The following is a 19,855-nucleotide window of genomic DNA, read 5'->3' as shown; positions in this document are numbered from 1 at the left end:
TCTTTTGTTCTGGCAACAGCACCAGTGTACTGTCGCCGGGTTAATAGCATTAAGTCGCTGGTTGGGACTTGTTACGGCGTTCAGCGAACAGGGCAATCAGGAATACAGCACCAATCAAATCGAAGAAGCCCATCGCGATAAACAGCGGGTTAAAGCCGATGGTGTCGGACACGGCACCAATTAATAAAGTAAACAGGAAGCTGGCAATCCAGGCGGAGGAACCGCGTAGTCCATTGACGGTTGCTACCTGATTTTTATCAAATGAATCAACGACTAATGCACTTAACATGCAAGAGATAACCTGATGACCAAAGCCGCCAATAGAGATCAATGCAATCGCCAGATACGGGTCTTTAGTGATGGCCACAAAGGCCAGTGAAACCATCATAAAGGCACCGGTGACTGAACTGGCCACCACCGAGTTGGTGCGGCTGCAACCAAACCATTTTTGATAAAGTTTGGTTAAGTAGCCACTGGCAACGCTGCCGATATCCGCCGCCAGGAAGGGCAACCAGGCAAACATGGCGATTTGTTTTAAGTCCATGCCGCGTTCGGTCGCTAAATAGAGAGGAACCCAGAAGCTAAACACCGCCCAGGCGGGTTCCGCCAGAAATGCAGGAATAGCAATGCCGTAGAATTTCTTGTTTTTACTGAGAATAGCTAATGATTTAAGGAACGGTAGCCGTGGCAATACTGGCTCATTGTCCTGATGAATTAGTTCAAACTCCTCTTTACTCAGATTGGGGTGAGTATCCGGAGAGTGATAAAAACGCCACCACAGCAGAACCCAAATCATCGCCAGCGCGCCGGAGAATAAAAATGCCCCTTGCCAGCCGAGGGCCACATGCGCGAGTACGATAATCGGTGGGGCCAGCATGGCACCGATAGAGAAGCCGACCCCTGCCCAGCCAGCAGCTATTGGCCGTTCTTTTTTCGGGAACCAGTCAGAAATCGCTTTGGCGTTAGCGGGGGTTGCGGCGGCTTCGGCGCTCCCCATAAAGAAGCGCAATACCGCTAATTGGAACCAGGTGCCCGCTCCGGCGTGCATCATACACACCACGGCCCAAATACTGGCACAAATCAGGAACCCCATTTTTAAGCCAATGACATCGATCAACCAGCCACAGAGGGGTTGGAACACGGTGTAAGCTAGCTGAAAGGAGGCAACAATCCATGAATATTGCTCGGTGGTCATGTTGAGGCTGGTTTTTAGCTCAGGAGCCAGAATACCCAGTGAGTTGCGGGTAATATAGTTAACGGTCACCCCAAGTAAAAATAGCGCCAGCATCCACCAACGTAATGATTTTATTTTGCGTCGCCCGACAACTTTAGCCGATTGATTAATCTCAACACTCATCCAAGCCTCCTGGTGTTAGTCGGTAACAAATTAAACGGACTAACATATTGTTTTGGTATGATCTATTTTCAGTTATTAAGATTACGCTGAGTTTTAATGTGACTCCCTTCACAATAAAACGGCTATAAAAATATCAACTAATTGAAATTATTTAATTTTTATATTTTAATCTACATTAACTGGACTGATAAGTTTTTAAAATTGGTTTACCAAAACAAGGTAACTAGCTTAAATTGGCTTTAATACGCGTTTTTTTGAAAAAATTTTCATAAGGCGGATAATATTTCATCATTTATATTCAGAAACCGCCTGAATAGGCTATTCAGTAACAATGAAAATTTTTTCATTTGCTAATTTGAGAGAGATCACAAAATGAATGGAAAGCTAAAAATACAAGAAATAGCCAATCAAACCGGTCTTTCAATTAGCACTGTTTCACGCGTTTTAGCGGGTAAAGCGAATACCAGCGTGAAAGCCAAACAGCAAGTTATGGCTTATGCGCAGGCGCAGGGGATTTTGCAGAACTTATCCAGCGGGCGGTTGATGCTAAATAACATTATGGTGTTCGCTCCCCATCGGGCTTTTGATGTACGAACCGATATTTTTTATTACAAGGTAATACAAGGGATTACGCAGGCAGTGAGCCAACATGAAGTGATGGTTCGCTACTGCGGTTTGTCGGAAACTCACAGTGATATCGCACTGTTTTTAGAAAAAATAACTAATCCGCAAACTGAGGCTGCGATCATTGTGGGCATTGATGATCCACGGATCCATGCGTTAGCCGCTGGAGTGAATAAGCCATCGGTATTAATCAATTGCCGTGATAATGAGATGTCATTGGATAGCGTTTCGCCCGACCATCAGTTGATCGGTGAGTTTTCTGCCAACTACCTGATTCAGCAAGGGCATCGGCGGATTTTGACCTTACAGTGCCTGCGTCGTAACACTATGGAACTGCGGGTGGTGGGGATTAAAGAGGCATTTGCTAGCCATAATATGAGTTTTGATGATAGCCAACATCTGGCCATCACTAATACCTTTGGCGCTGAAGAGTCAGAACAGGCAATCACCCAATTCTTCACGGCTTGCGAGGATAAAAGCCTGTTACCCACGGCGATTTTAGCCGGTGGCGATTATATGGCAGTCGGTGCAGTAAACGCATTGAATAAATTGAATATTAATGTACCTGATAGGGTATCAGTGATGAGTATGGATGGTTTTAATCTGGCAGAAATTCATGATGTCCCACTGACAGCCGTGCATGTTCCCCGTGATGAGTTAGGTGCGGAAGCTATTCAGCTATTGCAGCGGCGTTTATTACGCCCTGATGCGCCATTCAGCAATACTTTATTGCAGGGGAAGCTGGTGGTGCGTTCCTCGGTAAAACAAATCAATCAGAAGAGAGTAATGCCTGCCGCGAATAAGTCGACTGATCAGTTGTATGATTTGTAACACTGTAATAGTAGTAGCGAAAGTAATGAATATGTCCCTCATAAAGAGGCAGTTACCGCTATAGTTTACAGTTAGGTTTGTGCAGCTTACGACGCGCAAAAAGAGAAATAGGTATAAATGGGTTTTATATAAGACAAATGGGGATATCTTATACCTTATAGCACATTGAAATTAAGGATATTGCCGCATGGAATTTAAAGATTACTATGCCGTTATGGACGTGGAGCCAACCGCCTCTTTGAAAGAAATCAAGACGGCTTATCGCCGCTTGGCACGTAAATATCACCCAGACGTCAGCTCGGAAGTTGATGCCGAAAACAAGTTTAAGGAAGTTGCCGAGGCTTACGAAGTATTGAAAGATACCGAGCGGCGTGCAGAATATGATGAGCTCAGACTGCATCGTAACGACCCTCGTTTTTCTCAGCAACAAGCCGCCTATAACCCCGGTGGACAGCAGTGGCACAGCGCAGGTGGCGATACTCACGACTTCTCAGATTTCTTTGAATCCTTCTTTGCCAACCGTGGATCGGCTGCGAATCATTCAACTCGACAATCTCGTGGTGTTCGCGGGCAGGATCTTGAGATGGAACTGCCAATCTTTTTAGAAGAAACGCTAACCGAGCAGACTCGTTCAATCTCTTACAAGATACCGAGTTACGACGCAGCAGGCCGTCCAGGGGCCGAAACAGCCAAGACCCTCAAAGTGAAAATTCCAGCCGGGGTGGGGGATGGCGAACGTATTCGGCTCAAAGGGCAGGGTGCTCCGGGATTGGGTGGTGGAGCCAATGGCGATCTGTTCTTGATTATCCGCATTGCACCGCACCCACTATTTGATGTTGATGGGTCGAATTTGCAATTAGTGGTGCCGTTAGCCCCGTGGGAAGCGGCGTTAGGGGGCAGTATCGAGATGCCAACCCTGAGCGGGAAAATCACCTTAACCATTCCGGCAGGTAGCCAAAGTGGTCAGAAATTACGCATCAAAGGCAAAGGGCTGGTCAGCAAAAAAGGAACCGGCGATCTGTACGCAATTCTTAAAGTTGTGATGCCGCCGACGCCGGATGAGAAAACGCGTGAACTCTGGAAGCAACTGTCCGAGCAAGTATCATTCAACCCACGGACTGGATGGGAGTAACAGATTATGGCTGAAGTAGAAATCACTTACACCGTGACTGAGTTATGCCAGTCCACGGGGATATTAGAAGATGAGCTTGTTGAGGTGGTCGGGCTGGGGGTTATCGTGCCACTAGACTCTGGCGCTACATGGTGGATTTTTGATGCTGATGCATTACATTGTCTGCAACGCGCTCAGCGGCTACAAAATGAGCTGGACCTAGACTGGTCTGGTGTTGCAATGGCGCTGACTTTACTGGACCAGATTGAACACTTAAAGAAAGAGAATGACCAGTTACGCAGGCAGTTAGATCGCTTTTTACATGTCTCTTAGCGCATTAATCGGGTTGGTTTTTCGCTCCGGCCAACCCGATTCAGATGATAAATCTATCGGAAACCGACTGAGTATTGCTGCTCTTATTGCGTCTGTGTATCGCGGTTCCCCCTCTTCCCCTTATCTATATTGAAAACAACGTATATTGAAAACACTATGTTGAGCCGCGGGCTAATACATTTATAAGCTACTGACCCCACCATCGACCCGCAATTCTGTTCCGACGACAAAACTGGACTCATCTGAGGCTAGAAAAACGGCTGCATGTGCCAGCTCAGTAGGCGTTCCCATCCGTTTAATCGGCACCAGTTGGCGAATTTGCTCAAATAATTTTTCGTGTTCGCTACCCGATAGCCCAAGTTTTTGCAGCGCAGGTGTTTGGGTCGGCCCAGGGCTTAGCCCGTTCACACGTATCCCTTTCTCAGCCCATTCCCCCGATAAGGTACGAGCAAGAGAGAGTAAACCCGCTTTGCTGGCCGCATAGACACTACTTTGAGGCAAACCGATATGGACACTGGCGGAGCCACAAAGAATTACGGAGGAGGGATTGGCTAATAGTGGTAACAATGATTGCAAGAGGAAAAAAGGGCCTTTCAGATTGGTTGCCAGCACGCGGTCAACGCTCGCTTCATCCCAGTCTTCTATTGAATGGTGAGTAACATCACCTGCGTTAATATAGACGATATCCAGACGTGGCCATTGGGTTGAGAGTGTGGCAGCTAACTGATATTGATCGGTGATATTGCTGGCGTCACTGTTAAGCAGCAAAACGTGCCCCCCGAGTACGTCTTGAGCAACTTGCAAGGCCGAGGCATTTCTGCCGGTAATCGCCACGGTAGCACCTTCAGCGATAAACTGGCGGGCAGTTTCCAATCCTATACCGCTGGTTCCTCCGGTAATTAATGCATATTTATTCTTCAAACGATTCATTGCCAGCCTTCCTATTGATAGAAATGGAAGACCATTTTTAATGCAAAAGTATCTAAAGTATAGTAAGTTCCAATTTGATACTAATGATGCAACAGGAAAGCAATGACAGTCCATCAGCCCTCCCTCCTTAAAAATTTATCGTCACCAGCGACTTTATTGCCCGAAGAGAAATGTCCAATGGTGCAATTTGTTGAGCTTATTGCTGGCAAGTGGGCGATTCCAATCCTCTATCGCTTGATTGTTACAGATGCCCCCATTCGGTTCGGTGAGCTGCAACGTGCTATCGCCCCTATCACTCAAAAAGAGCTAACTCGCCAATTACGTGCGCTTGAACGGCGTGGTTTGGTGTATCGCAAGGTTTATGCAGAAGTCCCCCCGCGCGTTGAGTATGAAGTTACGGCGCTGGGCAAAACGTTGCGAGCGACACTCGATTCATTGGCGCTGTGGATGAGAGAACATCACGAAGATCTCAGTCGTGCGGGGTAACCTTGTATCAAAAGGCTGGGGCAGGATGCTTAATTTTAGCAATTACGTTATCACTATCCGGATAAGGCATGTTATTTATACTACTTTTAAAAGGCTGTTCACTAAATAGGCAGTATCAATTGCTATATTAATAACCTCTGGAGAAAGTATGAGTAAATTAACGGATTGCTGTTCAAATAACGACCACCCAAATGGACGTCGTGCTGTCCTAAAAGCGGCGCTGGGCATTACAGTAGCAGGTGTTATTGGAGGGGTTGGACTCGGGTTACCTCAAATAACCTATGCAGCCGCAATGACTCGAGAAGAACGAGATAAATTGACGCCAGATCAGATAATCGAAGGATTAAAAGAAGGAAATAAGCGTTTTATCTCAGGAAAAATGCAACAACACGACTATCTGGCACAAAAGCGGGCCAGTGCTGAAGGGCAATTCCCTACGGCAGTGATATTGAGCTGCATTGACTCCAGAGCGCCGGCAGAGATTGTTCTGGATACCGGGATTGGTGAAACATTTAATGCTAGGATTGCTGGTAACATCGCAAATGATGATTTATTGGGGAGCCTGGAATTTGCTTGCGCAGCAGCAGGGGCAAAAGTCATTTTAGTCATGGGTCATACAGCTTGTGGTGCGATAAAGGGCGCGATAGATAACGTGGAACTTGGAAATCTCACCGGCCTACTGCATAAAATTAAACCAGCTATCGACGCGACTCAATTTGAGGGGGAGAAAAGTAGTAAAAATGGGAAGTATGTTGATGCCGTAGCGATAAGTAATGTGCAAAACACAATTGATGATATACGAAAAAATAGCAAAGTAATCAGTAAATTAGAAAAAGAAGGCAAGGTTAAGATAGTCGGGAGCATGTATAACTTAAACGGTGGGAAAGTAGATTTCCTTATATAATAAACCCTACTTCTCCCCTTGATGTATTTCAGGGGGGAAAGTAGGGATATTTTCAGTTGCGAAGTTATTCTATGTATCTTGTTATTTTTTTTGTTTGTTCCTGAGTGTTGGCGATAATTAAAAGTTGTGATTAGATAGTTTAAGTCAAAACGCATGATAATGCGGACATTGAACAACCAAGGTGACTGATAAGAACCTCTTAAATATAGTAGTTTGGAATATAACTCTGATAAAGCAATAAGTGAGTAATATGATTAATTGTAAAGCTAACGATATATAAATGTTATTGTTTTGCATTAGGTTTGAATATTATATTTTCTGCCACTAAATAATATTTATCGCTTGAGTTTTTTTGTTATTATTGTACTTTATTAAAACTGATTATTTGTTGTTTTTCAAATGAATAGAATTTACTTAAGCATTATAAATTATAATAACATTTTTTTAAGTATTATTTCACTACTAATATATTGTATGTTTGTATGGTTATTTAAGGTTTGTTATCTTGATGTCGATATTATCTTTGGGTATCTCATTGAAACACCAGTGCAAAATTTAAATTAAAAGGCTATTTAACCATTAAATATAATTAAAATATATAATTTAATTTGTTTTATTCATTAAGTAAAAACAATAATAATCACTTGTTCCCTTATCACTTCTTTATTGTGATTAGTGTTATAAATCGGATGAATATTGTTGAGGTCTCATATATGTATGTTGATACAGTCTCTGTTGTCTCTGGTAGTAAATTTATTGATATCAATGGGAAGGGTGTTATTGATTATGAAAAAGAGATGTCCTTAGACTGCTGTATGAACAAAATTCACTTTCATACACAAAAGTTGACGATCGATATTAATGAAAAGCAAAAAAGATTGGTTATGTGCTTATTCAATGATGTAAATAGAAAGCAGGACATCATAAAGGTTGTGTGGTACGAAAATCATAAAAGCATCTCTGATAATAACTATCATCAGCTAATTCATAAGTTTAGGGTGCATTTGAAAAACTCAGGCATTCCAGATGGAATTATAAAAACAATAAATAGATACGGACTAAGGTTAGACTCTGGAATATTGCGGACAGTAATGTCAAATAATACAAATGAGCGATTTGCAGGGTATGTCTAGTGTGCCATATTTTATTGTTCGATTTTTTTGATTTTTCCTGACTATTTTTGAGAGGAAAGAGTGTTGTATTTATCAAGAGATATACCTATAACGCTCTTTCGTTTCTTTATTTTTAATATAAAATATTTGATTGAATGGCTAATTATTTTTATTGTTATATATAATGTAGGGATTGGGTTGAAAGGATTGCTGGTTAAAGATGAGTTTGTACTTCCTGTATTATATGAGGGCAATGTAGAAAGTACTGAAGAGAAGGGCGAGATAGTTTCCGCTGTTGAAAGAATAAAAAAATTCGGAATGTTCACTAAAAAAATAGTTAAAAAAAATGATAATTTTAATCGAGTGACTCCAGGTGACTACACGGGTGGAATAAGGCTGTTAGGGACAGTTAGACATAGTGAAGAGATCAAGTCTATGGCTATTTTAGATGTGAATGGAGAGCATGAAACATATTATGCCCACGATATTTTTGACGAGGGTACGACTAAAATAGTTAGGATATTATCCGGCCAGGTTATTATAGAGAGGGATGGTTCATACTATTCACTAAATATCCCATAATAAGGGCTATAGTATGTTTTTATTAAAACTTAACGTGGTTGTATTAACATTTATTTTTTCAATGGGGATAAAGTGTGCTGAGTTCTCTGTTTCATTTCGAGATGCAGATATAAAAGATTTTATTAATACGGTAAGCAAAAATACTAATAAGACCATTATCATAGACCCTCATGTTCAGGGGGTGGTTAGTGTTCGAAGTTATGAGTTATTGGATGAGGAGAAATACTATCAGTTCTTCCTCAATGTACTTGATGTTTATGGTTATGCAGTGGTTGAAATGCCACATAACATATTGAAAGTAATACCAGTAAAACGTGCGAAAGGATCAGTAATCACGAAACCAAAAGAAGATGGCGAGCCACGCAGTGATGAGCTAATAAATAGAGTTATTCAACTTAAATATATATCATCAAAGAAAATTGCACCACTTTTACGCCAATTGAATGACAGTGGAGAACCCGGTGGTATTATTTACTATGAATCTTCTAATGTTATATTAATAACAGGTCGTGCCGCAGTGGTAAACCGTTTATATTCAATAATTAAGATGTTTGATCAACGAGATGATAGTGATATTGAGTTATACAAACTAAATTATGCCGTCGCCACTGATGTTATTAAATTGGTTAATGAAGTAATCAATCCAATGCATTCTACAAAGCAAGAACAGTATAGTCTTGGTAAAGCAATTGCCGACGAAAGAACTAACTCAATATTGGTGAGTGGTGATATTCATATTAGGAAAAAAGCCATTCAGTTGATGAAACAACTTGATCAACAGCAGAATTGTTATGGAAATACCAACGTCATCTATATGAAATATGCTCAGGCATCAAAGTTAGTGGATGTACTTAATGGCATTAGTCAGGGATTCCAAGGCGAGAAAAGAGACAAGTTAACGAATAAGCAAAGGGCGGGGGGATTTACAATAAGGGCACATGAACAAACGAATGCACTGGTTATTACCGCAGCGCCAGGGCTAATGAAAGAACTGAGCCAAGTCATCGATAAGTTAGATGTCCGGCGTGCTCAAGTATTGGTTGAAGCTATTATTGTTGAAACTCAAAATGGAGAAGGGCTTAATCTTGGCATTCAATGGGCTAACAAATTCTTAGGCGGTGTCAATTTTATCAATAATTCTGGGGCTACAGCCAGTAGCAGTGAGAAAGGGATACCAATGATGATTGCCGGATTAACGGCAGGTTTCTACAAAGGAAACTGGAATGGCCTATTTAGCGCATTAGCAACTAATTCAAATAATAATATTCTTGCTACACCCAGTATTGTTACTCTTGACAATATGGAGGCTGAATTTAACGTAGGTCAAGAGGTTCCGGTACTGACATCAACGCAAACAACGGCGACAGATAAGGTATATAACTCGATATCAAGACAACCTGTAGGTGTAATGCTAAAGGTAAAACCACAGATAAATCAGGGTGATTCAGTCTTGCTTGAGATTAGGCAGGAGGTATCAAGTGTTGCTGATAGCACCGATACCAATACCAATAACTTAGGTTCTGTTTTTAATAAACGAGTGGTAAATAATGCCGTGCTAGTAAGAAGTGGGGAAACTGTTGTCGTTGGTGGATTATTAGATAAAAAAACCAATAGAATAATAAATAAAGTTCCATTTTTAGGCGATATTCCCTTGATTGGTGGTCTTTTTAGGCAAACTAAAGAAAAAGTTGAAAAAAGTAATCTTATTCTATTTATTAAGCCTACGATTTTAAGAGAGGTAGATGACTATAGTCTGGTAACCTCTGGTAAATATTCGGAATATAACGTAAGTAATAATAAAAAGTATTCTATAGCAGATGATATGAAATTAATTGATACGGCATTAAATTATGATATGGGCGTAAACTATGATGCTCTAACTGAACTTAGCAAGGATATAACTGATTTTTATACGCCGAGATGAGATTATGAACGATGAAAAGTATAACGATATTGCATTACCCCTGACATTTGACTGGGCAAGAGACAATGGTATTGTGTTACTTCCGATGGAACGAGGATGTCAACTACTCTGCCGCCATTCCACTTCTCTGGATGCTATACTTGAAGGTAATAGGGTTGGCCAATATCCTATTGAATTAAAATTAGTTAGCGATGATGAGTTTAATAATAATCTTATTTTTTTATATCAAAAGAGTGCTGCGCAGTCATACCAAATTATAAATTCTATACATGATGATATTGATCTTTACTCTTTCGCGGGCGAGATATCTGCCCGGCAGGACTTGCTGAGCACAGATAATGAAGCACCTGTAATTAAGTTGATTAACACTATACTGATCGAAGCAATTAGAGAGCTGGCATCAGACATCCATATGGAATCTTTTGATAAAAAAATGATTATAAGGTTTAGGATCGATGGTGTATTAAAAAAGATATTAGAGTTGCAGCATCAGGTGGCGCTATTATTGGTTTCACGAATTAAGGTGATGGCAAAGCTAGATATTGCAGAAAAACGTATTCCGCAGGATGGTCGTATTACACTCAATTTAGTCAACAGAACTTTAGATGTGCGAGTTTCAGTTTTGCCGTCAAATCATGGAGAGCGTGTTGTTATGCGCTTATTAGATAAGAATAGTATCAAGTTGGATTTACACTCTTTAGGTATGTCTCTTGCCAATTGTACTGCCATGAAGGAGCTAGTTATTCGCCCTCACGGGATTATTCTGGTTGTCGGCCCTACTGGTGCGGGAAAAAGTACTACCTTATACGCAGCTTTAATGGGAATTGACTCGAATGAAAGAAATATTATGACTGTAGAGGACCCCATAGAGTTCGATATAGCAGGTATATCTCAGACACAAGTCAATTCAAAAATAGATATGACATTTGCACGCTGTTTGAGAGCGATATTGCGGCAAGATCCTGATGTCGTGCTTATAGGAGAGATAAGGGATGTAGAAACCGCCCAAATAGCGGTACAAGCTTCACTTACGGGGCATCTGGTATTGTCAACGCTACATGCGAATAGTGCGATAGGTGCAGTAACCAGACTCAAAGACATGAATGTAGAGCCATTTATGTTATCAAGTTCATTACTTGCGGTTTTATCACAGCGGCTAGTGCGGAAATTATGTATAGCGTGTCGACAAGAATATGTATTTACGTCAGATGAACTACAACGTTTGAACGTTATCCGAGAAGGAGGTCTGACGGTTTCGGGATACCGAGCCTCCGGTTGTAATAAATGTAATTTAACAGGTTATCAGGGGCGAATTGCTTTGCATGAACTCCTTATTATCAATAAAAATCTTCGAGAGGGTATTTATAAAGGATGCGGCGAGATAGAACTGGCTAATTTAGCACAAGAATCTATACGCAGTATCCAGCAAGATGGCGTAAATAAGGTTATTGCTGGGTTAACGACAATTGAAGAGGTGATAAGGATTAGTTTAGAGGACGAAAATGGCAGTATTTAAATATATCGCAATAGATAATAAAGGTATGGAGGTAAACGGTAATGTTGAGGCTGGAAATATACGAATAGCAAGATGTCTACTTTATCAAAAGAAACTATGCATTATAAAAATAAAGTTGTATTCTGATAATTCAATTTTAAAGTTTAATAAACCCGTCAACAAAGAGGGCTTGGTACTTATAACGAGACAAATGGCTACATTAGTCAGTGCTAGTATGCCTTTAGATGAAGTGATGGATGTCATCGTAAAGCAGAACCCTAACAGTAAATTGACTAAAGTAGTTTGTGAAGTAAGAAAGAAAATCATTGAGGGGTATGCTTTCTCAGACGCATTGTCGCAATTCCCTGCTATATTCAGCCCAATCTATAAATCGTTGATTACAGCCGGGGAGTTATCAGGCCATTTAGGCATAGCACTTTCTCAATTAGCTGATTATATTGAGCAGAAACAGCAATTACAGAGGAAAGTAACTCAGGCACTCATTTACCCAGTTATTCTAATTTTAATGTCAATAATTGTTTCTATAACACTACTTGCTTTTGTTGTGCCTAATATAATCGAGCAGTTCGTATCTTCAGAAGAAGAATTACCTTTGTCCACCAGAGTGCTAATATTAATAAGTTATACTGTGAAGGAAAATCTCCTTGCAGCCTCAATAACTTTTTTTTCTTTTGGTGTTGGTATTAATCGTGTATTTAGAGTAAGTGAAGTGAGTTATCTTTGGCATCGATATTATTTAAAATTACCAGTTTTAGGTAGGCTCAGCCTTGCTTTAAATATGTCTCGTTATTTAAGAACTCTAAGTATCCTTATTTCTAATGGGGTGCCTTTAGTAAAATCAATGAATGTGAGCAGTGCATTGATAAGTAATTATTATCTTAAAGAAAAATTACTTATCTCTACCCGATTGGTCAGCGAGGGATGCAGTCTTTCCTTTTCTTTAGAACGCTGTAGAGTTTTATCTCCTATGATCGTGCATATGATTATTTCAGGGGAGCGTAGTGGGAAATTGAATTCAATGTTAGAAAGAGTATCTCTTATTCAAGAAGATGAATTAACTGTGAGAATTAATTTTTTCATTGCCCTATTAGAACCTGTAATAATATTATTCATGGCGTCCTTTATATTTTTTATTATTCTGGCAATAATTCAGCCAATAATAGAAATTAATAATTTAATTATATGATTTTTAGAGGGATTATGACTGCTAAACTTGAGCATGGATTTACTTTGTTAGAAATTATGGTTGTTATAGTCATATTGGGTCTTCTTGCCAGCTTGACCATACCTAGTCTCATGTCTAATAAAAATAGAGCTGATCAACAAAAGGTATTAAGTGATATCGCTGCTATAGAGAATGCATTGGATATGTATAAACTAGATAATGGACATTACCCATTAGAGATACAAGGAATCAAGGCTTTGGTGTCAAAGCCTACAATATTACCGGTTCCAAGGGACTATCCTCCTCATGGATATATTAGGCGTTTACCAAAAGATCCGTGGGGAAATGACTATCTAATGGTTAATCCAGGCAAGCATAGTCAAATTGATCTGTATTCAGCAGGTCCAGATAGGATTATGGAAACGGCTGATGACATAGGTAATTGGTAATTTATATTAACTTTTAATTATAAATAGGTTTTCTTTGCGCAAATACACTGGATTTACTCTGTTAGAGGTGATGGTTGCTCTGGCTATATTCGCCGTCTCCGGGATTAGTATTATGTATATTGTTAATGAGCAATTAATAATGGTCAGAAACTTGGATAAAAAAATGATATGTTATTGGGGGGCAGATAACCTTCTAACTGAAATAAAAATTAATGGAGTTAGACAGTCAGGAGAATGGTTGAAAGGGCGGGGAAGTATGGCTAACAGACAGTGGTATTGGCAGTCGAAAGAGGCTATATCCCATAATGAAAAGATCGGTATAATCATAATTGAAGTTCGTGAGTATGAGGGGGACGTTCCGCCATGTTCTTCACTTATGGGATATAGGGTTATTGATGGTTAGTCGTTTTTCCTATGGTTTTACTCTATTAGAGGCTTTACTGGCTATTATCATATTTACATTGATGAGTCTTACTGTCTACCAGTCCCTTTTGATTGTAACGAAAAGCAGTGCTACGATTAAAAATAAAACACATGAAACAAGAAAAATATTAGAAGTGATCGATACTATTGAACAAGACATTACTCATGTTACGAAATACTATCAAAAGACAAAGAGTCAGAACAAAGAAACTCATCCTATTTATTTAGGGAGTGATAAGATAAATGAGGGTGTTAATGTTTATCTACTTAATCGTAAAAAAAACAGTATTGATTTTATATCCCAATCCCAGACTGAAACTATCAGTTATAGATTTAAAAATAAAACATTAGAGAGAGTTGTTTATGTAAAATCAGAAAGGTTAAAACCAGATAAAGAGAAGGTTTCAATATTACTGGATGGCGTTACTGAGTTTAATATGCGAGTATATTATAATGGAAAGTGGCTTAATGAGTGGCGTGGTGGCGATGTTATACCTCAGGCTGTAGAGGTGATAATTAAGTTGAAAAATTACGGGTTATTACGGAGGGTGATTATTCCATTGAATTATAAGGAGGAAAATGAAACAGTATGGCATGGCCTTGTTTTTTGTTCTTTCCATCATTTTCTTAATGAACTCACTGGTTTATATATCACATAATTACTTATTTGACGTTAAATATTTCTCTGAAATATATAGACGTAAACATGAAAGTAAATGGCCACTGTTGGCAGTTGAAAATATTTTTTTAAAGAGTGCAGTTAAAGATTTATCAACAAAATATTATTATAATCGGTTGTTACGGTTATTTAATTCATCTGATGTCATGAAGTTAAATGATAAAGATTATAGAATAAAAATGGTAGATGATACCAACTGTTTTAATACCAACTCTTTACCACTGAGTTTAACGGGTAACAAGACACTTATCGAAAGTTATCATTGGAAGGTTTTTAATAAATTGTTATTAGCCAGTGGCGTAAGTGATAAAAAAACAAAAGACATTATTACTTTCATCATTGAACATGTTTCTTTAATTAAAGAAAGTAATGATTTCTCGTTGGAGACAAGTGAATTAAGTAAGGGGAATATAATATATTATCTATCCTCGCATAATGATGATATATATTCAAAGGTAGTGCCTATGCTATGCCATCGTAAGGATGATGATCTTTTAATTAATATTAATAGCTTGGACATACGACACGTTAAATTTGTTAGGGCCATGCTGTTGAATATTATTAGCGAAAAAGATATTGAAAATTTAATCTTATCAAGACCTGATGATGGTTGGAAAAGTAATTTATCTTTGTATAACTTTATTCATAATAGCTCATCAATATCAAAGGACGATATGAAAATTTTACAGAATATTATAATATCTGTATTTTTATCGGATAGGTATTATTCACGATTGTTATTATGGGCAGATGACTATGGTCATTATCAGTTGGTGAGTGATTTGCTCATTACTCGAGACGATATTACTGTTCTATCTCGAAGCTATATGAGAAAAGGATTATATCCTTGAGGAGGCATGTCTTGCTTACAATTAGGTTAGGGAATACAGAACATGATCCTGTCTATTGGCGAGTGGATGCAAAGAGTGATGATGAAAGCAAATATGGTATATTGAGCAGTATATCAGAAATAAATAAACTTAATATATATTTAAAAAATTCGGTAAAAGTATTGGTATCTTCAAGGGGAATAATTTTCCGTAAACTTACAATAACCAATGCCAAAGTTATAAGAAGTATTAGGTCCATTTCATTTGCCATAGAAAAGTCTATCGCAGATGATATAGATAAGTTTCATGTTAGTATCTTAAAATATGATGAGGAATTTCTGTATGTTGCTATTGTTGAACATGAAATGATGGAGTTATGGTTATATTGGTTAAAAAAAAACGGTGTAATTATTAAAAATTTAATACCTGATGTTTTAGTATTGCCATTTATTAACGGCGAGTGGAGTGCAGTTAAGCTAGATCAGGAATGGATAGTAAGAAATAATGAGGTGTCAGGTTTTCTAGTTAGCGATGAACTGTTTGAGAAAATATATTCATCTTGGTATTCATCAACCCTAGTTAATATCATGAATGATTGTGATGTTAAAAATGTCAATTGGCGAGTTATACGAAATAAAGATCCACTGCATTTCATGGCTAAAGATATACAGAGCTGTAATAGTAGTTTACTGACTGGTAAGTATAAATTTCATGATGGGGCGGGTATCACTCATAGATATATATCCAGAGTTACGGGTTGGGGAGTGTTATTGTCGTTAATCATATGTTTGAATACATGGCATGACGGTTATAAAATAGCTCAAGCAACTGATATGTTAGATATTTATTCTAATTTTTATTATAGCCAATTTCCTATCGTAAATGAAATAAATGCAAGTGGAGATCTAAGTCGTAACGAATCTTCAGTGGACTTTATTAATCTGTTGAGTTATTTGCTCGGTTATTTCGATGATAAAGACTTGGATATTGTTAGCTTTCATTTTAGTAAAGAAGATAAAACGATTTTTTTCAATGTTGACCGTATTGATCCGGGTATGAAAATGGATTTTCCAGGATGGGAAGGTAATGAAAATGAAAGAATTAAAATATCTCAATCATATAATGAAAGTGGTAAAGATAGGGTGGTTTTTAAGTATCCTTAGAAAATAAAGGAGGAAGGTATTAAATATCTTGTTATTAAAAATAGAAAGTCACTATTTATCTTGATTCTAATTATAACAGTTATTTTATTGTTCATGGTTAGTTTTTTTATGGATAACAATAATAATAAATTATTACAAGGTTATGATTTGTTAAATAATGAAATGATAAGACACTCAACCAGAGTGGAAAAGTTTAAACTAAAACCTATCTGCAATATCTACTTAGATGATGAGAGAAAGTACAGTATTCAGAAAAAAATATCTGAGTTACTTAGTTATCATAAGGTTGCATTCGAGCTTATTTTTATATCCAGAAATAAGCTATCAATAAATATTGAATCTGCAATATTCTCTGACCTGTTAGATATGCTAGAAGTTATTCTATATGACAAAGGAGTAGAACTTTATAAAGCAGATGTATATTGGCATGAAGACAGGGAGAAAGGGCATGTTATGGCTGATATCCTCTTGGATATAACAGCATGTTAAAAAGCTATGTGTGATAGTAGGTTGTTATATTAAACTATGTATTAATCATGTTGTTAATTGACTCTGTTTTGAGTGGTGATTAGATATATTTATATAATTACTATTATACTACTTGAATGTTAATCTAATAAATATATCTCTAATGCTGCCATTTTAGAAAGGCTACTATTCGGTATTTATACCCTGTAATAACGTATTTTCGCTATTTATACAGTTATTTGATAAAAAGGATAACATAAATATACAAAATATTTTATGGCTGTTATTGTCAGGGGGGATAGTGTCGTCGTCGAACGATAATCTTTTACTGTATTGTTATTTATACCACCATATCTGATTTTGTTATAAAAATGCTATAGTAATAGGCTTTGCTATCTTATTTTTATGATGATTATATCTGGTTTTTTATTCTAAAATTCTTCTTTAAAATTGAAACCAACTTTCTGTTTCACTCGTGCTGATGGCTGTGAAATAACCTCTGCTATGAGGGCGCGAGCTCCTCTTTTCTTTAAATATCGCGCCAGATGTCTTGCTGCTACAGTTCCTCCTTCGCGAATAGTATTATCTGCATTAGGGTTTAAAACATAGTGTGGGTTTGTTGCGGTGGCAACTAATTCGACATCATGACTGCTGAGAAAACGATCGGCTAAGGCAATAGTAATAATTTCTCCACGTAGCTTGACGACGACATAAACTTCACCTCCTCTGCGGACCTTCAAGCGCCGCTGAATTATACCGGTGACGATTCGCCCTGCATGGGTAATGCTAGTATATTCATCGATTTCTTTATCACTTGGATCGGTTGGCATTTGGCTTGATTCATAATATGAGGCCCATAAAGCGGCCGTCCTACTTATATGTTGGTAAACAGATTCATTTTGCACAGGGCTCACGTCTGTGCCAGAAGCAGATGCAAGCTCTTGCTCTATTGGGGTGGGTATTTCAAAAATCTCCACTTCAAATGTTAATTCAGGATGAAGAACCCAATGGCCCTGCTCAAGAATACGTGGCATAGTTTCCTGATACGTATAATTATCGAGGTCTAACTCATATATACCAAGTGGCAATTGTTCTACTGCTTGTGGTGGCGATGCCGCTAATGGACTATCGTTACGGGTTAGATAATTAGCATAACTGAGTTGTGCATAATCAAATGCAGTTTTGAAATGTGTGGCGCTCTCTTGAGGGGATTGTAATGCCACTTGAGTGGTAACGCCTTGAATGAGTCGAGTCTCAATTTCTTTGTCTTTTACCTTACTGCCTGTATTGCCATTCTGAATTATTGAGTCGATGACCTTTCCAAAAAAATCAGCATTCCAAGTATCCAGATTACTGCCAAAAAGTAAGGTGAAATCTGTCAGTACTTCTAATGTCCATGTAATACAGGCTGGACGAATTTGTCTAAGCTGGCGTGCTGATATGAGTGGATAGATTGGAACTTTACATGCTTTGGCTGTTGCTGGTAGCGAGATGGATTGTTTATTAAGGTTACTATAAATATAAATGAGGGACAGTTGATCAGTCGTATCTTGTGGCATTTCGGCTGTTTTAATTGGGGTTATTGGTACCGCTTTACCTGCAACATGTAAGGACTTTCCCTTATGATCATCTTGAAAATATTTAGATATATTATTTATAATTCCGTCTAACTGATTACAATTTCCCTGTACAATGTAATTGTATACATTTAAAAATGGATTAGACCAACAAGCAATCTTGCCAAGTCCATCTCTTTTAGACCAACTTTGCCCGCTATCTGCCATCGCAACTGCCTTGTTAATTATCAATGGTTCGTTATTGTTTAAGTTTTTAATTGTAAGGGTCGCTGTGGTTTCATTATCGGTATCAAAGTTATAAGATATCAAAGGTGTTGTATGAATAGCCATTTCATTCAATATTTCCATGTGCATTATCTGTATTTGATTGCTGCTTATTTGAAGTATCATTGCCAAGTTTTCAGTGCTATTATTTCTGTAGAACGATATTTCACTTTTTTCTTCTAAGTTATCGATGATTACTTCATTGTTACTTACTGATATAATTAACTGACTTCCGATGGTGACAAGGAACTCTTCATTTTTAGCTCGGGTATCAAAACTAAGTATTAACTGCTTATTAGGTAGTCGTTCTTCATGCCAAATATCTCCAAATATAGTGGGGAGACTGAGGTGCTGAACGTCTATTATTATGCAGTTTAAATTGCAGTTTAGTCCTGACCATTCACTTGTTTTTATACTGCTTATCTCCGCGGCCATTCCTATTTTTAATAATATATTGTAATCTATACTTTCTGTAACCTCATAGGCGTTACCTCCAAAACTATCACTTTCGTATATTGTTACTTGGTTTTTTTCAGGAATACTTATGGATTCGATATTGTCGTTTAAAACTGGAATGACTTGAATGTTACTTTCCATCCTTGATTTGTTTTCATTGTATATGTCTAATTCTCTTCCCGTGGATAAACAGATACTGTCTCCAGTAAAGTTAGACAGTGAATAGAAACAACTGGCTGGCATTATTCTAAATGAACTGATTTCATCATTAAGATCGAGTTTGGCTAATTCTCCTACATTCATGTTTCTAGTCAGTTTGGATTTTATTCCAGAGTATTGATTGTCTTTGTACACAATTACTTCCATTCCAAAAGGAATGCTTATTGACGAAAATTTATCATTTAAGTTCATGGGTAAATTTTTGATGTTGTCGCCTTGGTTCATGCATATGTGTTCACCATGATAGTTATCATCTTCATAAAAACAGATCTTGGGTTCATTAGATGATGCATTCTTTGATGTAATAATGATAATTAACATGGATATTTCTAATATTTTCATTGTCATATATATCTCGCTATTGGTTTTATGTAATAACTATCACTTCTAGATTTATTTATGTTTGTGAGTGAGTGTCTTTTGGTGTTTTTTTTGTTACTTTAATTTATATA

Annotated in this window: 19 protein-coding genes; 16 read left to right on the top strand and 3 right to left on the bottom strand. The window is 38.0% G+C overall.

Going from position 1 to position 19,855, the window contains the following annotated elements; all coding sequences use genetic code 11:
• Positions 1–49: 49 nt before the first annotated feature.
• Positions 50–1,357, bottom strand: coding sequence for an MFS transporter (locus AT01_RS08260; protein ID WP_042546788.1), 1,308 nt, complete (start codon positions 1,355–1,357; stop codon positions 50–52).
• A 372-nt stretch (positions 1,358–1,729) separates the two neighbouring features.
• Between AT01_RS08260 and AT01_RS08255 the strand changes: the two genes are divergently transcribed.
• From AT01_RS08255 to cbpM, 3 genes are all read left to right on the top strand, one after another.
• Positions 1,730–2,812: a LacI family DNA-binding transcriptional regulator gene (locus AT01_RS08255; RefSeq protein ID WP_042546787.1), complete on the top strand. Its 1,083-nt coding sequence runs from the start codon at positions 1,730–1,732 to the stop codon at positions 2,810–2,812.
• A gap of 187 nt (positions 2,813–2,999) precedes the next feature.
• Complete coding sequence (gene cbpA / locus AT01_RS08250) at positions 3,000–3,944, top strand: curved DNA-binding protein (protein ID WP_042546786.1); 945 nt, start codon at positions 3,000–3,002, stop codon at positions 3,942–3,944.
• A gap of 6 nt (positions 3,945–3,950) precedes the next feature.
• Complete coding sequence (gene cbpM, locus AT01_RS08245; protein WP_004702634.1) at positions 3,951–4,256, top strand: chaperone modulator CbpM; 306 nt, start codon at positions 3,951–3,953, stop codon at positions 4,254–4,256.
• 180 nt (positions 4,257–4,436) lie between these two features.
• Here the strand turns inward: cbpM and AT01_RS08240 are convergent, their stop codons facing one another.
• Entirely contained in the window at positions 4,437–5,186 is a 750-nt protein-coding gene (locus AT01_RS08240) for an SDR family oxidoreductase (protein ID WP_042546785.1), read from the bottom strand.
• Positions 5,187–5,288: 102 nt separating this feature from the next.
• Here AT01_RS08240 and AT01_RS08235 point away from each other — a divergent pair, with 102 nt between their 5' ends.
• The 13 genes from AT01_RS08235 to AT01_RS08175 all read left to right on the top strand — a co-directional run bounded on the left by AT01_RS08235 (position 5,289) and on the right by AT01_RS08175 (position 16,908).
• Complete coding sequence (locus AT01_RS08235; protein ID WP_042546784.1) at positions 5,289–5,672, top strand: winged helix-turn-helix transcriptional regulator; 384 nt, start codon at positions 5,289–5,291, stop codon at positions 5,670–5,672.
• Positions 5,673–5,820: 148 nt separating this feature from the next.
• Positions 5,821–6,576 (top strand): carbonic anhydrase, encoded by a 756-nt coding sequence (locus tag AT01_RS08230; RefSeq protein WP_042546783.1) that lies wholly within the window; start codon positions 5,821–5,823, stop codon positions 6,574–6,576.
• A gap of 713 nt (positions 6,577–7,289) precedes the next feature.
• On the top strand, positions 7,290–7,709 hold the full coding sequence (locus AT01_RS08225) for a winged helix-turn-helix domain-containing protein (RefSeq protein ID WP_042546782.1): 420 nt from the start codon (positions 7,290–7,292) through the stop codon (positions 7,707–7,709).
• Between the two features lie 63 nt (positions 7,710–7,772).
• Positions 7,773–8,270, top strand: a complete 498-nt coding sequence (locus tag AT01_RS08220; RefSeq protein ID WP_144404924.1) for a type II secretion system protein N — start codon at positions 7,773–7,775, stop codon at positions 8,268–8,270.
• Positions 8,271–8,283: 13 nt separating this feature from the next.
• Entirely contained in the window at positions 8,284–10,194 is a 1,911-nt protein-coding gene (gene gspD, locus AT01_RS08215) for a type II secretion system secretin GspD (protein ID WP_042546780.1), read from the top strand.
• A gap of 4 nt (positions 10,195–10,198) precedes the next feature.
• Complete coding sequence (locus tag AT01_RS08210) at positions 10,199–11,710, top strand: GspE/PulE family protein (RefSeq protein ID WP_042546779.1); 1,512 nt, start codon at positions 10,199–10,201, stop codon at positions 11,708–11,710.
• Positions 11,697–12,896 (top strand): type II secretion system F family protein, encoded by a 1,200-nt coding sequence (locus AT01_RS08205; RefSeq protein WP_042546778.1) that lies wholly within the window; start codon positions 11,697–11,699, stop codon positions 12,894–12,896. Before AT01_RS08210 ends, AT01_RS08205 begins: the two co-directional genes overlap by 14 nt.
• A gap of 14 nt (positions 12,897–12,910) precedes the next feature.
• Complete coding sequence (gspG, locus tag AT01_RS08200) at positions 12,911–13,324, top strand: type II secretion system major pseudopilin GspG (protein WP_042548551.1); 414 nt, start codon at positions 12,911–12,913, stop codon at positions 13,322–13,324.
• 67 nt (positions 13,325–13,391) lie between these two features.
• Positions 13,392–13,727: a type II secretion system minor pseudopilin GspI gene (gene gspI / locus AT01_RS08195; protein WP_144404923.1), complete on the top strand. Its 336-nt coding sequence runs from the start codon at positions 13,392–13,394 to the stop codon at positions 13,725–13,727.
• Positions 13,720–14,406 carry a type II secretion system minor pseudopilin GspJ gene (gene gspJ / locus AT01_RS08190; protein ID WP_042546777.1) on the top strand — a complete coding sequence of 229 codons (687 nt, stop codon included), beginning with the start codon at positions 13,720–13,722 and terminating at the stop codon, positions 14,404–14,406. The genes gspI and gspJ overlap by 8 nt, the downstream gene beginning before the upstream one ends.
• A complete protein-coding gene (locus AT01_RS08185; protein WP_144404922.1) occupies positions 14,327–15,277 on the top strand; it encodes a hypothetical protein in 951 nt (316 codons plus the stop codon). Before gspJ ends, AT01_RS08185 begins: the two co-directional genes overlap by 80 nt.
• Before the next feature lie 11 nt (positions 15,278–15,288).
• Positions 15,289–16,419 (top strand): type II secretion system protein GspL, encoded by a 1,131-nt coding sequence (gene gspL / locus AT01_RS08180; protein WP_158503536.1) that lies wholly within the window; start codon positions 15,289–15,291, stop codon positions 16,417–16,419.
• Positions 16,420–16,527: 108 nt separating this feature from the next.
• Positions 16,528–16,908: a hypothetical protein gene (locus tag AT01_RS08175; protein ID WP_042546774.1), complete on the top strand. Its 381-nt coding sequence runs from the start codon at positions 16,528–16,530 to the stop codon at positions 16,906–16,908.
• Positions 16,909–17,318: 410 nt separating this feature from the next.
• On the opposite strand, the gene AT01_RS08170 is transcribed toward AT01_RS08175, so the two are convergent.
• Complete coding sequence (locus AT01_RS08170) at positions 17,319–19,745, bottom strand: beta/gamma crystallin domain-containing protein (RefSeq protein WP_042548549.1); 2,427 nt, start codon at positions 19,743–19,745, stop codon at positions 17,319–17,321.
• Between the last annotated feature and the right edge of the window lie 110 nt (positions 19,746–19,855).

Origin of the sequence: Yersinia aldovae 670-83 (genome assembly GCF_000834395.1) — a bacterium.
Lineage (GTDB): Bacteria > Pseudomonadota > Gammaproteobacteria > Enterobacterales > Enterobacteriaceae > Yersinia > Yersinia aldovae.
Note: the sequence above shows the minus strand (reverse complement) of the source record. Positions and strands in the feature narration are given on the sequence as shown.

Bases quoted from the DNA above. Each gene is read 5' to 3' on its own strand.
- AT01_RS08260 (WP_042546788.1), bottom strand. From the start codon at position 1,357: ATGAGTGTTGAGATTAATCAATCGGCTAAAGTTGTCGGGCGACGCAAA.
- AT01_RS08255 (WP_042546787.1), top strand. From the start codon at position 1,730: ATGAATGGAAAGCTAAAAATACAAGAAATAGCCAATCAAACCGGTCTT.
- cbpA (WP_042546786.1), top strand. From the start codon at position 3,000: ATGGAATTTAAAGATTACTATGCCGTTATGGACGTGGAGCCAACCGCC.
- cbpM (WP_004702634.1), top strand. From the start codon at position 3,951: ATGGCTGAAGTAGAAATCACTTACACCGTGACTGAGTTATGCCAGTCC.
- AT01_RS08240 (WP_042546785.1), bottom strand. From the start codon at position 5,186: ATGAATCGTTTGAAGAATAAATATGCATTAATTACCGGAGGAACCAGC.
- AT01_RS08235 (WP_042546784.1), top strand. From the start codon at position 5,289: ATGACAGTCCATCAGCCCTCCCTCCTTAAAAATTTATCGTCACCAGCG.
- AT01_RS08230 (WP_042546783.1), top strand. From the start codon at position 5,821: ATGAGTAAATTAACGGATTGCTGTTCAAATAACGACCACCCAAATGGA.
- AT01_RS08225 (WP_042546782.1), top strand. From the start codon at position 7,290: ATGTATGTTGATACAGTCTCTGTTGTCTCTGGTAGTAAATTTATTGAT.
- gspD (WP_042546780.1), top strand. From the start codon at position 8,284: ATGTTTTTATTAAAACTTAACGTGGTTGTATTAACATTTATTTTTTCA.
- AT01_RS08210 (WP_042546779.1), top strand. From the start codon at position 10,199: ATGAACGATGAAAAGTATAACGATATTGCATTACCCCTGACATTTGAC.
- AT01_RS08205 (WP_042546778.1), top strand. From the start codon at position 11,697: ATGGCAGTATTTAAATATATCGCAATAGATAATAAAGGTATGGAGGTA.
- gspG (WP_042548551.1), top strand. From the start codon at position 12,911: ATGACTGCTAAACTTGAGCATGGATTTACTTTGTTAGAAATTATGGTT.
- gspJ (WP_042546777.1), top strand. From the start codon at position 13,720: ATGGTTAGTCGTTTTTCCTATGGTTTTACTCTATTAGAGGCTTTACTG.
- AT01_RS08185 (WP_144404922.1), top strand. From the start codon at position 14,327: ATGAAACAGTATGGCATGGCCTTGTTTTTTGTTCTTTCCATCATTTTC.
- AT01_RS08175 (WP_042546774.1), top strand. From the start codon at position 16,528: ATGGATAACAATAATAATAAATTATTACAAGGTTATGATTTGTTAAAT.
- AT01_RS08170 (WP_042548549.1), bottom strand. From the start codon at position 19,745: ATGAAAATATTAGAAATATCCATGTTAATTATCATTATTACATCAAAG.